Here is a 13,599-nt window from a genome sequence, read left to right as displayed (position 1 = left end):
AAACTCACTGACTCTAACGCTTAAATTTAGTTTCTAAAATAACAGAAGATGTTGTGCGCTCCACCCCATCAAGATTTCCTATATCGTCCAACAAGTGACTAAGCTGTTCTAAATTTTGAGCCTGTACCACCGCAATTAAATCAAACTCACCACTTATGGCATATAGCTGTGAAATAGCATCAATTTGCTTAAGCTCAATGTTTGTTTTAGTCGTCAATTTTTGTCTTACTTTTATAGACACATGAGCTGATACCATTTTACTAAGGTAGTCGTCACCGTAATCAACGCTGTAACCTTTAATCACACCGGTTTCTTCTAATTTGAGCATTCGGCTTTGTACTGTTGAACGAGATAAGTCAAGCATTCGCGCAAGATCAGAAATACTCGCTCTTGCATTTGTTTTTAGTACAGAAAGTAGCTTTTCATCTTGTGGAGTTATCATAATGGTAATTTTCTTCGTTATTTTGACTTTTATTTTAATCATTTTTCACAAAATAGCACTGCAATTTTCACTGCCAACCTTCGATAATGGCACCTAACAGAAATAATAACGTGTTTGCTGAAGAATAAAGGCTATATTCTTCTTTGAGTTAGCAACTAATCTTTTATCTAAGCCCATTAAATTTAGGTGTAAAAATGCAAGTAACAAGAGACTTATTTAACGACGTAATGGTACCAAACTATAACCCATCAGCAATTATCCCAGTTCGTGGTGAAGGTTCACGCGTTTGGGATCAAAATAACAATGAGTTCATTGATTTTGCCGGTGGTATTGCCGTTAACTGTTTGGGTCACTGTCATCCTGCATTAGTTAAAGCATTAAAAGAGCAAGGCGAAAAAATTTGGCACTTATCAAATGTTATGACTAATGAGCCAGCACTTCGTTTAGCTCAAAAAATGGTTGAAGCAACATTTGCTGATAAAGTTTACTTTGCAAACTCAGGTGCAGAAGCAAACGAAGCAGCCCTCAAGCTAGCGCGTCGTTATGCATTGGACGTATATGGCGCTGAAAAAACGCAAATTATTGCATTTAATAAAGGTTTCCATGGTCGTACATTCTTTACAGTAACTGTGGGCGGGCAAGCGGCTTATTCAGATGGCTTTGGTCCAAAACCTGCGGACATAGTACATTGTGATTTTAACGATATAGCGGCATTTGAAGCGCTGATCAGCGATAAAACATGTGCTGTTATGATGGAACCATTACAAGGTGAAGGCGGTATTATTTCACCAACAGATGAATTTGCTAAAAAAGTACGCGAACTTTGTACTAAACATAACGCGTTACTTATTTTTGATGAAGTACAAACGGGTGTTGGTCGCACAGGCGATTTATACGCCTATGAAGGTTTAGGGGTTGTTCCTGACATTTTAACAACGGCAAAAGCATTGGGTGGTGGTTTTCCAATTGGCGCTATGATCACTCGTACACCTATTGCTGAGCATTTAAAAATTGGTACTCACGGTTCTACTTATGGCGGAAACGCACTTGCTTGTGCTGTGGCCGAAGCGGCATTTGATACAGTAAATACACCAGACGTACTAAACGGTGTTAAAGAGCGCGAGCAATTATTCCGTGACGGATTAAACGCAATTAACGAAAAATATAACGTATTTAGCGAAGTACGTGGTAAAGGCTTATTAATTGGCGCAGTACTAAATGACAAATTTGAAGGCCGCGCACGCGACTTTTTAGTAGCCAGTGCTAATAATGGTTTGATGAATCTTGTAGCAGGTATGAATGTAATTCGTTTTACACCGTCTTTAATTATTCCGTTTGAAGATATTAAAGAAGGCTTAGCGCGCTTTGAAAAAGCCGTTAGCGACGTAGTAAACGGTTAATATAGTTTAAATTAGCACGCCTACTGGCGTGCTATTGGAGCAAGCAATAAATGCAAGTATTACGTCCTATTACTGCCAATGATTTTGACGCGCTTAAACAAATAGCGATTGAATCCGGTCATGGGTTTACCTCTTTACCTGTGGACGATACACAGCTTAAAGAAAAAATTGAACGTGCTGAAAAAAGCTTTGCCAAAAACATTAACCAGCCACTTGATGAAAGCTATTTATTTGTTTTAGAAGACAGTGAAACAGGTGACGTTATTGGCACAACCGCTATAGAAGCCGCGGTAGGTTTATCGGTGCCTTTATATCATTATCATTTGGGTAAAACAGTACACCACTCGCCTACTTTAAATGTATATAACACCGTTGATATTTTAAGCATGTGTAACGACTACACTGGTTGCTCAGAAATATGTACATTATTTTTGCGCGAAAATAGCCGTAAAGGCCTAACGGGTCGATTTTTATCTCGTTCACGCTTTTTGTTTATGGCTCAGCACAGCGAGCGTTTTGCCGATACTGTTATCGCAGAAATGCGCGGTGTTAGCGACGAAGACGGTCATTCTCCCTTTTGGCAATGGCTACAAGAGCACTTTTTTAGTATCGAATTTCCACAAGCGGATCACTTAGTTGGCTTAGGCGATAAGGTGTTTATTAGCGAGTTAATGCCTAAATACCCTATTTATGTGAACTTGCTTAGTAAAAAAGCCCAAGCAGTGATTGGGCATGTGCATGAAAAAACAAAACCTGCGCTAAAACTATTAGAAAAGGAAGGTTTTGAGCACAGAGGCTACGTTGACTTATTTGATGCAGGCCCAACAGTTGAAGCAAAGCTTGGTAATATTCGCAGCATTCGCGACTCTCAAGTTTGTCCTGTTACGATTGGCGAGCTTGATCACATATCACAAAATAGCTCTGATACGCTGGCTGTATGTAACCAAGGCGTAAGTGGCTTTAGAGCGACATTTACCAAAGACGCACACTACAATCATGCAAAACATACCCTCGTCATTAGCCAAGATGTGGCTAAGGCGCTTAATTTAAGCCAAGGAGATGCAGCGCGATTTTTCCGCCTGTAAATAATTTATGAATACACACCTAATTAATAATCAGTGGCATGTGGGACTTGGTCCAGCATTTGAGTCAATCAATCCAAGTAATGGCGATGTGGTATGGCAAGGTAATGGCGCAAACACTGATCAAGTAAATTCAGCTATAAAAGCAGCTAGAGCCGCGCAATTACAATGGGCAGACAAACCGCTTGAAGAGCGTATCGCCATTTTAGAAAACTTCGCAGCACAATTAAAAGAACACAGCGAAGAATTTGCCACTATTATTGCACTCGAAACGGGTAAGCCATTATGGGAAACCCGCACCGAAGTGGGCGCAATGACGGGAAAAGTAGCTATATCAGTTAAAGCGTATCATGAGCGTACTGGTACAACCGAAAACCCAATGCCCGGTGCTAAAGCGTTTATTAGACACAAACCGCATGGCGTTGTGGCTATTTTTGGCCCGTATAACTTTCCGGGCCATTTACCAAACGGGCATATTGTTCCTGCAATTTTAGCCGGTAATACCATTGTATTTAAGCCATCAGAATTGACTCCGCACGTTGCAGAATTTACCCTCTCACTTTGGTTAAAAGCAGGTTTGCCCGCGGGTGTTATTAACCTTGTCCAAGGTGAAATTGAAACAGGTAAAGCGCTTGCTTCTCATAAAGATATAGATGGCTTGTTTTTTACCGGTAGCTCAAACACAGGCCACTTATTGCATAAACAGTTTGCAGGACATCCTGGCAAAATTTTAGCACTTGAAATGGGCGGCAATAATCCTCTTATTGTAAAAGATGTGAGCGATATAAGCGCCGCTGTACACGATATTATTCAATCAGGCTTTATTACCTCAGGTCAACGTTGTACGTGTGCACGCCGCTTATTTATTGAAAAGTCGCTCAATGGCGATGCCATTTTAGAAAAGCTAATAAGCGCAACTAAAAACATAGTTGTAGACGACAGTTTTGCTACAGAGCAGCCTTTTATGGGTGCAATGATAAGCGAAAAAGCAGCACTGGGTATGGTTGCCGCGCAAAGTGAATTAGTCTCAAAAGGTGCACAAATCCTTGTTGAACTTAAGCAATTAAAACCAGGCACAGGTTTTGTAAGTCCAGGCATTATTGATGTAACAAGCATAACCGATATGCCAGATGAAGAGCATTTTGGGCCGCTAATTAAAGTGTATCGTTACACCGACTTTGACAGCGCAATTATTGAAGCCAACAACACAAGCTTTGGTTTATCTGCAGGTTTACTTAGCGACAGTGAAGATGATTACACTCACTTTTTAAAGCGCATTCGTGCCGGTATTGTTAACTGGAACCGCCCCATTACAGGAGCCTCTAGTGCAGCTCCATTTGGAGGGATTGGCGCCAGTGGTAATCACAGAGCAAGTGCCTATTACGCCGCCGATTATTGCGCATACCCTGTCGCATCTGTGGAGTCAGATAAATTGAGCTTACCGCAAACCCTAGCGCCGGGCTTAGTAATTGAATAAGCAATAAAACAAAATTTTAGATTTAAGGACTTAACATGCATACTGATGTAAATACATTATTTGAGAACCTTTGGGAAAACTATTTAAACGTAACTCCATCGGCAGATAAAATTCACGACCTTTTAGGGTCAACGCAAAAAGATGACATCATTAACGATCATATTGCGCTGCGTACATTTAATATAGAAAAAGTGGGTCTTGAAAAGCTCGCCGCTCACTTTTTAGCAATTGGTTACAAAGAATGTGGTGAATACCACTTTGAAGCTAAAAAACTCTACGCAAAGCACTACGAGCATAGCGATCCGAATCAACCAAAAGTGTTTATTTCTGAGCTACTAGTAGAAAAATGCTCGCCAGAGTTACAAGCCATCGTGACAGATATGGTAAGTCAAATTGACGAAAGTGCAGTTACAGCAGACAACTTTTTATATTCAGGCACGCATTGGCAAGTAAGCACCGATACTTACAAACAACTGCTAGCTGAAAGCGAATATGCAGCGTGGATGTCGGCGTGGGGTTACCGTGCCAATCACTTTACCGTAAATATTAATACGCTTGCTAAGTTTGATAACATTCATGATGTTAACCAAGCCCTAAAAGACGCCGGCTTTTCGCTTAATACGTCAGGCGGTGAAGTTAAAGGCTCACCAGAGGTGTTACTAGAGCAATCGTCAACACTTGCTGATGAATACTCAGTTACCTTTAGTGACGGTGATATGAGCATTCCTAGCTGCTTTTATGAGTTTGCTATTCGTTACCCAAAAGCAGACGGCGAGCTTTATACTGGTTTTGTTGCAGCCTCAGCTGACAAAATATTTGAAAGCACGAACGCTCGATAATTACATTTAAAGTACTTTAATTTAAAAGCCCGTTACGGGCTTTTTTTATGTCGATGTGTCGATAAGTTATATTGATGAATTATAAAAATAGCGGTTTATAATCGTTTTCTAACTTTTCAAACGACAAGTCGCCAATAAAACGACCGAAGCTCAACCAAGTTGCCAAACCGCGTAAGTCTTTAAAGTGTGGTGGCACAAATTGTGGGCTCTCTATTACACCTAAATCATGAAGCTGCGATATTAATCTAAAATCATCTATCGATATTTTACCTACCAATAATAAAGGGAGTCTATCTATTCGACCAAGCTGTATTGCAACGCGTATTAAATTATAAACCAGTACAAAGCCTTTAATGTAGGCAATATCTTTTGTAAAAGGCAAACCTGTTGGCGTACTGCCTCTAAATACACGCTGCGCGAGTGTGTAGCTGTCGTCTTTTGATAAACCTTGCGCTACGTAATCACGGTAAATGTCTACAAACTCAGCGCCATCTATTACCTTTGTAACGGCTTGAATACGATTCACTAATTTAGATAAACGCCTTGGAGTTGATTTTAAAGTAATAATTTCGGTTAGTACCGCTAAACCTTCTTGGGTAATAGTAGAGCTTGGCGTACCTTTACTCAAACATGTTAAATAAGGCTGAGCTAAACCATTTTGAGTGGTACCGACGTGTATCCACCCTTCGTGAACTTCTAAGATATCAAGTTCACGCTGCGAAAACTTAACATCTTGATTAAGCTTTATATTATTAGCACCTGCGGCTGCATCACTAACAATACCATCGCTAAGCATTACCTCTACGTTTATGCCTGCCATACTAGCGGTTACTTGCTCAGACAGAATACGCACTGCATCAACAGCATCAATATTTTTAGGGTCGTCAGGCAGTATGTCGGCTATAAGTAAATTTTGCAGCGGTTTATCTAGCATATTAGCTAGCTCAGAAAGTGAGGGCTCACCGGCATGAAATAAATCTTTAGGGTGACCAAATAACTCCACCGATAAGTCATGAAACTCGGGTGTGCCACGATACTCAAGCATACTTAATACTGTTTTATACTCTGTGCACATTTTTCCCATGTATTGAGCTATGGGATTTAACTGACCCAATTGGTTAATAATGTTACGGTGCAAAGTAGAAAACGCTTGGCGTAACTCGCTAGGTACAAAACCAAGATCGCGCTGTTGATAGTATGCACGATCGATAAGTGGATTTTTTTGACATTTTTGTCTAAAAAACTCCTCTTTAGTTTGTTTATCCCAATTAATAGCATCGAGTATCCTAATAGGCGTTTGCAATGCAATTAATTGATCCGATAACTCACGAGTTTTTAGTAGTAACGCCTTGTCTATCATGGTGTAAGCTCAACAATAAATGAATTTTGAGCATAATTTAAAAAGGCCAAATTACAAAGCAATATCACATTTTTTTAGCTATTGTTTTTAAGATGATCGACCCTCATATCTATATCGTATTAGCTTTTTAATAAAAGGTATAAAACATGAAAAACGAACTCGACAATAAACAGATTTTAGCCGTATATGAACGCATAATTCAAAAAGGTGAAATGACTGATGAAGGCAAACATTATCAGGGAGTTACTGCATATTCAGACGTAGACGGTTACACCGTATATCTACAAGGTAGCGGCGTAGAACTGCGCTTTGGTTTTCATAATACTTACCACCTTGACTACGAGCATGAAAAGCATAAAGACGACTTTTTGAAAAAATTATATAACATTGCAAACGAGAGCTAATGCACCCACGAAAACTAAGACACCGCCCGACCAGTAAGCTCAATACTACTTTTATTAATCAAGTAGTAGAAGAGCTTAAAGCTAATCCAAGTAAAGTCTCTATTATTCAAGACAACCTAGAACAGTACCGTTCTCAAACTCATTTAAAGCGTGGTTTTTTACTGGCTATAGAGCGCTTTGATTGGGTATTTGAAGCAAGCAAAGATATTGATTTCATTTGCCAGCAAATTTTAGCTGATGACTACATTGGCAATAGACTAAGACGTTACCCCCTACTTTTTAAAGGCGTTATTAATAATGCCTAACCTTTCAATACCAAGCGCTTTAAAGCGATAAAACCACAAAGTTTACTCTCCATATAAATTTATTAGAGCACTAAGCAATTGCAGGTTTAGTACTCTTTTGTATCAAAATAATACTATTAGTACTCTAACTATTATTGTTCTAATGGTTTTTTGACATTTTATTCATTTATTGCTGTAAACAAATCATTACCATTATTAAATTTAAAAATTAAATTCGCAAGCCACTGTTTTAAATAAAATTAAACAAATAAAAACCGCATCTTCTTTGTCCTATTAATTGCTCTTTTATTAATGATTAATCTACATTTTGGCATCTAGGTATTTACTTCAGCCTTGAATTGTTAGAGCTATTACCTTAAGCTTATGTTTATTGAACGTTCAATTAATAAAAATTATGCCTAAAGTCGGAATGGAACCTGTCAGACGTCAGCAGCTAATTGACGCAACTATAGAGTCAGTTGCTACTAAGGGACTACAAGGCACAACGATAAACAGCATTAGTAAAAATGCAGGTTTATCATCAGGTATCATTAGCCATTATTTTGGTGGAAAGCAGGGGTTAATTGAAGCCACGGTTAGATACTTACTAACAAGCTTAAAGCAAGGCTTAATAAGTAAAGTAAGTCATCAAACCACTGCCACTGAGCGTTTAATGTTTATTATCGAAGCCAACTTTGCGCTTGTACAACAGCGTAATGATACAACCCGAACGTGGTTAAGTTTTTGGGCGCAATCGATGCATGACGAAGAATTACACAGACTACAAAACGTAAACAGTAAACGCTTGCAAAGTAATTTAGCATTTTCTTTTAAGCAATTAATGCCTATAGAGCAAGCAAATCAAGCTGCAGAACTTAGCGCCGCAATGATCGATGGCCTATGGTTAAGAGCAGTACTGAGTAAATCAGACAATAATCAGTTTAAACACAGTGAAAAGTTAGCAAAAAGCTATGTATTTTCACTTATCAAGCAATATGGAGCCTAGCGTGACTACACCTGTCTATCAAAATTTTATTAACGGCCATTTTCTTGCAAACCAGAGCGGCAAAACATTTGATGTAACAAACCCAGCAACGGGTGAGGTTATTTACGCAGTAGAAATTGCCGACGAATTTATTCAAAACGCAGCCATTGCCAGTGCAAAGCAAGGTTTTGCACAGTGGTCAGCAATGACACCTATTGAACGTAGTCGTATTTTATTAAAAGCAGTGGCTATTTTACGCGAGCGCAATGATGAGCTAGCACTTGTAGAAGTACTCGACACCGGCAAACCAATGCAAGAAGCTAATTGTGTTGATATTGAAACCGGCGCTGATGTAATTGAATACTTTGCAGGCCTTGCGCCAGCACAAGTAGGCCAACAACAAATGGTTGGTGATGACTTTTACTATACACGTAAAGAGCCATTAGGTATCTGTGCGGGTATAGGTGCATGGAACTACCCACTACAAATTGCATGTTGGAAGTCGGGCCCTGCCCTTGCTGCTGGTAATGCATTTATATTCAAACCATCTGAAGAAACACCACTTGGCGCAATTAAACTTGCAGAAATATTTGTTGAAGCTGGCGTACCTGCAGGTGTGTTTAATGTTGTTCAAGGCGCAGGCGATGTAGGCCAGTGGCTAACGCAGCATAGCGATATTGATAAAGTATCGTTTACGGGTGAAGTAGGCACAGGTAAAAAAGTAGTAGCGAGTGCTGCCGGTACGTTAAAAGATGTCACGATGGAACTTGGTGGTAAATCTCCACTATTAGTATTTGATGATGCCAACATAGAGCAAGCGGTTAGCGCTGCTATGTTAGGTAACTTTTATACGCAAGGCGAAATTTGTACTAACTGTACACGTATTTACGTTCATAAAAATGTATATCAGCAGTTTATTGATGAGCTTAAAGCGCGCACTGAGAAAAACATTATTGCTGGCGACCCACAAGATTTAAATACAAACTTTGGCGCACTTATCTCTAAAAAGCACCAAGAACTAGTAATGAGCTACGTTAATAAAGGCATCGAAGAAGGTGCAACGCTATTAACTGGTGGTACAACGCTTTCACCTGAATCTGCACCTAATGGCTATTTTGTAGCACCGACTGTGTTCATTGATTGCAACGACGATATGACAATCGTTAAAGAAGAAATATTTGGCCCTGTAATGAGCGTGCTTGTTTTTGACGATGAAGACGATGTTATTGCACGCGCTAACGCAACTCACCTAGGCTTGGCCGCAGGCGTATTTACTAGCGATATTAAACGTGCGCACCGCGTTATTCATAAGTTACAAGCTGGTATTTGTTGGATTAATGCATACGGTAACTCACCTGCTGAAATGCCAGTTGGCGGTTATAAGCAATCGGGCATTGGCCGTGAAAATGGTATACAAACTCTTGATCAATACACGCAAACTAAGTCTATTTATGTTGGTATGGCCGACATAGAAAGCCCATTTTAAGGCGCCTTACTATGAGTAATCATTACGACTATATTATTGTTGGCGCGGGTTCGGCGGGTTGTGTTTTAGCAAACCGTTTATCTGAAGATTCAAGTAACCGCGTGTTACTACTTGAAACTGGCGGTAGTGATAAAAGTATTTTTATAAAAATGCCAACCGCGTTATCTATTCCTATGAATAGTGACAAATATGCATGGCAGTTTCATACGCAGCCTGAGCCTCATTTAGATAACCGTGAGATGCATTGTCCTCGAGGCAAAGTATTAGGTGGTTCGTCATCTATTAATGGCATGGTATACGTACGTGGCCACGCAAAAGATTTTGACGAATGGCAGCAACACGGTGCAAACGGCTGGGATTATCAATCGTGTTTACCGTATTTTCAAAAAGCAGAAAGCTTTTATCTTGGTGAAAATACTTACCGTGGTGGCAAAGGCCCGCTTGGCGTTAATAACGGCAACGAAATGAAAAATCCGCTTTACCGCACCTTTATCAAAGCAGGTGTACAAGCCGGTTACGCGTCTACAGATGATTATAATGCATCGCAGCAAGAGGGTTTTGGCCCAATGCACATGACCGTAAAAGACGGCGTGCGCAGCTCTGCTTCGCGTGAGTATTTAGACCCTGTTAAATCGCGTAGTAATTTAACAATTATTACAGGTGCGCTAGCACAGCGCGTGATTTTAGATGGTAAAAAAGCCACTGGCATTGAATACAAAGTAAATGGCGACGTTAAAACAGCACATGCTGCAAAAGACGTAATATTAAGTGCAGGCCCAATCGGCTCTCCACATATTTTACAACTCTCTGGTATTGGTGATACTCAAGCGCTTGAAAAAGCAGGCGTTGAAGTACAGCATCATCTACCAGGTGTAGGTCAAAACTTACAAGATCATCTTGAGTTTTACTTTCAATACAAGTGTAAGCAACCTATCACGCTTAACGGCAAACTAGGCATTGTTTCAAAAGGGTTGATTGGTGCGTGCTGGTTATTAACGCGTTCGGGTTTAGGTGCAACGAATCATTTTGAATCGTGTGCGTTTATTCGCTCAAAACCAGGTGTTGAATGGCCAGATATTCAATATCACTTTTTACCAGCGGCTATGCGTTACGATGGTAGAAGTGCATTTTCAGGTCATGGTTTTCAGGTACATGTGGGTCATAACAAACCAAAAAGTCGCGGTAGTGTCACTATTGCTTCTGCGAACCCTGAGCAACCACCAACCATTTTATTTAATTACCTTGAACACCAAGACGATATTGAAGGCTTTAGAGCGTGCGTTCGCTTAACACGCGACATAATCGAACAAAGTGCCTTTGATGAATACCGCGATGAAGAAATTCAACCAGGTAAACATATTCAAACAGATGAAGAAATAGATGCCTTTGTACGCCAAGCCGTAGAAAGTGCCTACCACCCTTCTTGCTCATGCAAAATGGGTGAAGATGATATGGCCGTTGTTAATTCAAATACGCAAGTACATGGTATTGAAGGACTACGTGTTGTTGACTCATCTATATTCCCAACAGTTCCTAACGGAAACTTGAATGCGCCTACTATTATGGTTGCCGAAAAAGCAGCTGACATAATTTTAGGTAAAGCCCCATTACAGAAATCGGATGTGAATGTTGCCATAACAACAAACTGGCAAGAAACACAACGTAGTACGGAGATCTAACTTTAGCCACATGCTTAGGTTTAGTCTCGTCGGGCTAAACCAATGCGTGCCTTGCAGTGGCACACGATGTAAATAGGTTACGTTGTGTTAATGCGAGAATAAAACAATAAAATACGGAGTGCTTATGAATTATTTTTATTCATTACTGGAGGGTAACAATGACTATATGGCTTAATGCAGGCATCATTTTTACCTTACTTGCTATTATCACTATTTTAATTAAATGGGGTAATGTTCGCGTAGTAGGTGTAACACCAGTTCGAACCTTTACATTTATAGCAATACTATTTACTTCTGGCCTTGATGTTGGCCTTATTATGTTTCCTTTAACTGAGTTTGCAGGTTATGCAGACATAAAAGCAAGCCCAGAATACGCGTTTGCAAATCCACTGGCTATTGAGTTTGGCTACTGGGGATTTTTGATCTGGGGATTTTACTTTCTTACGTGCTTTTATTTCTGTGTAATAGAACCTAAAGTGAAATTTTTCGAAATTCCTTGGGTTAAATTTATCAATAACGTTGTAATTATTGGTACATGTGCATTTACCGCTTATTTACTGCTTACAAACCTACCATGGTATTTACCCGAATTAGGCGATGGAACAAGTATAGTTTCTGGGTTTTATTTAATTGTATTCGCGGCTATTTGTTTTGCTGTGTACTCAAGTACTGACATTAAATATGTACGTATTTTAAGTATCTCTACTACGTGGTTATTCTTAGCTTTAATCGCCTTTATGTGGACTGGCGCATTTGTGATAGGTGATAGTCAAATGTCAGCATTTACAGATAACTTAGGTTCTATTGGTACTTACTTTGCAAACATTAATGAATTTGTTTTACCGCTTAATGATTACCATGAATTTTACTTATTCTGGTGGTTTGCGTGGAGCATAATGATTGGTCAATTTACATCACGCTTTGTTGGTGGACTTAAAACATACCAAGTATTAGGTGCAATGTTGATTTTCCCTTCTATTCCTATTGCGATTTGGTTTAGCGTACTTTATCACTACCATGAAGCGGGCATCCCAACTCAAGGTATTAAAAACTTCGCTATGGTATTTGTAGGTATTGTATTTGTAATTAACTCACTTGATTCGTTAGTGCGTTTATATACAGATAACCTAAACTTTACCGTAAAGCGTTTTGGCAAAATGAAATACATAATCGGAAATGTTGTTGCTCTATCATTACTTACACTATTGTTTAAATTAGAATTTTTACAAATTCAGTGGGTAGGCGCATTAGTTATCGGCTTGTTCTTTATCTGTGCAGCCTTTATTGGTTACAGTAAATTTAAAACAGTAACGAATATAGATAGCTCACCAAAAGCAAACGCAATTGATTACACAAAAATAGACACTGTACACTAGGGATTAATAATGAATAACAAACTAAAACAACTTGTAGTAGCACTACCATTTGCACTTTTATCAACAACAGCAGCAGCTGATTGGTCAACAACAATCACTGCAGCGTCTGACTACACTTTTAATGGTGTAACACAGACCGATAGCGACCCTGCAATTCAAGGCAGCTTAGATTATGCCTTTGATAGTGGTGTTTACGCTGGTGTTTGGGCTTCAAACGTAGATTTCGGTGACGACACTGATTTTGAGCTTGATGCTTACTTAGGTAAATATGTACAACTTGATGAGCAATTTAGCGTTGATTACGGTATCGCTTATTACACTTATCAAGGTAATAACAGTGACGGTAACTACGCTGAAGCTTACACTAAGTTTGGTTATGCAAGTGAATACGGTCAAACTGAGCTTAACGTTTGGTATAGCTGGGATTACTTTGGAACAGGTGCGGGTCATGTAATTTCAATGGTTGCTCACACTTATGAACTAGCTCCAAATCACGCACTACGTGCAAGTTTTGATATTTCAAACTCACTTGATGGTGAAAAGTGGGCTTGGGATACAAACCAGAAAAAATCGTACAAGCACTACCGCCTAGCTTATCAAACAAGCTACGAAGGTTTTGGTATTGAAGTGGCTGCTGAAAACACTAGCTTAGATTACGATTATGCTGATGAGCGTATTGTACTTGCTGTTTCACGCACATTTGATCTTTAATACATTAATTACTGATTAAACAAAAAATGCCACTCTATTTAGAGTGGCATTTTTATTTGTAAAATAACTAACTA

General features: G+C 39.4%; 13 protein-coding genes. 11 read left to right on the top strand and 2 right to left on the bottom strand.

Annotation, left to right across the window (positions count from 1 at the left end):
- Positions 1-13: 13 nt before the first annotated feature.
- A complete protein-coding gene (locus H5122_RS09560) occupies positions 14-442 on the bottom strand; it encodes an Lrp/AsnC family transcriptional regulator (RefSeq protein ID WP_002958609.1) in 429 nt (142 codons plus the stop codon).
- A 194-nt stretch (positions 443-636) separates the two neighbouring features.
- Here H5122_RS09560 and H5122_RS09555 point away from each other — a divergent pair, with 194 nt between their 5' ends.
- Genes H5122_RS09555 through H5122_RS09540 form a run of 4 tightly spaced genes read left to right on the top strand, consistent with a single transcriptional unit; the run spans position 637 to position 5,240 of the window.
- On the top strand, positions 637-1,842 hold the full coding sequence (locus tag H5122_RS09555; RefSeq protein WP_165724041.1) for an aspartate aminotransferase family protein: 1,206 nt from the start codon (positions 637-639) through the stop codon (positions 1,840-1,842).
- Positions 1,843-1,892: 50 nt separating this feature from the next.
- Positions 1,893-2,927, top strand: a complete 1,035-nt coding sequence (astA, locus tag H5122_RS09550; RefSeq protein WP_024595454.1) for an arginine N-succinyltransferase — start codon at positions 1,893-1,895, stop codon at positions 2,925-2,927.
- Between the two features lie 7 nt (positions 2,928-2,934).
- Entirely contained in the window at positions 2,935-4,401 is a 1,467-nt protein-coding gene (gene astD, locus H5122_RS09545) for a succinylglutamate-semialdehyde dehydrogenase (protein ID WP_182681997.1), read from the top strand.
- Positions 4,402-4,436: 35 nt separating this feature from the next.
- Positions 4,437-5,240 (top strand): DUF1338 domain-containing protein, encoded by an 804-nt coding sequence (locus H5122_RS09540; RefSeq protein ID WP_165724039.1) that lies wholly within the window; start codon positions 4,437-4,439, stop codon positions 5,238-5,240.
- 79 nt (positions 5,241-5,319) lie between these two features.
- Here H5122_RS09540 and H5122_RS09535 read toward each other — a convergent pair whose 3' ends face one another.
- Positions 5,320-6,600, bottom strand: coding sequence for a flavohemoglobin expression-modulating QEGLA motif protein (locus tag H5122_RS09535; protein ID WP_002958615.1), 1,281 nt, complete (start codon positions 6,598-6,600; stop codon positions 5,320-5,322).
- A gap of 146 nt (positions 6,601-6,746) precedes the next feature.
- Here H5122_RS09535 and H5122_RS09530 point away from each other — a divergent pair, with 146 nt between their 5' ends.
- The 7 genes from H5122_RS09530 (at position 6,747) to H5122_RS09500 (ending at position 13,525) form a co-directional block, all read left to right on the top strand.
- Positions 6,747-7,004 carry a DUF3081 domain-containing protein gene (locus H5122_RS09530; protein ID WP_008169639.1) on the top strand — a complete coding sequence of 86 codons (258 nt, stop codon included), beginning with the start codon at positions 6,747-6,749 and terminating at the stop codon, positions 7,002-7,004.
- The gene (locus H5122_RS09525) at positions 7,004-7,309 is read left to right on the top strand and encodes a hypothetical protein (RefSeq protein ID WP_002958617.1); all 306 of its coding nucleotides are present in this window, start codon (positions 7,004-7,006) and stop codon (positions 7,307-7,309) included. The genes H5122_RS09530 and H5122_RS09525 overlap by 1 nt, the downstream gene beginning before the upstream one ends.
- A 409-nt stretch (positions 7,310-7,718) precedes the next feature.
- On the top strand, positions 7,719-8,294 hold the full coding sequence (betI, locus tag H5122_RS09520) for a transcriptional regulator BetI (RefSeq protein ID WP_182682003.1): 576 nt from the start codon (positions 7,719-7,721) through the stop codon (positions 8,292-8,294).
- Position 8,295: 1 nt separating this feature from the next.
- Entirely contained in the window at positions 8,296-9,759 is a 1,464-nt protein-coding gene (gene betB, locus H5122_RS09515; RefSeq protein WP_182671200.1) for a betaine-aldehyde dehydrogenase, read from the top strand.
- An 11-nt stretch (positions 9,760-9,770) separates the two neighbouring features.
- Positions 9,771-11,438: a choline dehydrogenase gene (betA, locus tag H5122_RS09510; protein WP_182681998.1), complete on the top strand. Its 1,668-nt coding sequence runs from the start codon at positions 9,771-9,773 to the stop codon at positions 11,436-11,438.
- A gap of 158 nt (positions 11,439-11,596) precedes the next feature.
- Positions 11,597-12,814: a BCCT family transporter gene (locus tag H5122_RS09505; protein ID WP_182671198.1), complete on the top strand. Its 1,218-nt coding sequence runs from the start codon at positions 11,597-11,599 to the stop codon at positions 12,812-12,814.
- Positions 12,815-12,823: 9 nt separating this feature from the next.
- Entirely contained in the window at positions 12,824-13,525 is a 702-nt protein-coding gene (locus H5122_RS09500; protein ID WP_182681999.1) for a TorF family putative porin, read from the top strand.
- Positions 13,526-13,599 lie beyond the last annotated feature (74 nt).

The sequence above is a fragment of the Pseudoalteromonas sp. SG43-8 genome, assembly GCF_014164245.1.
Lineage (GTDB): Bacteria > Pseudomonadota > Gammaproteobacteria > Enterobacterales > Alteromonadaceae > Pseudoalteromonas > Pseudoalteromonas distincta.
This window is presented reverse-complemented; position numbering and strand designations above follow the sequence as displayed.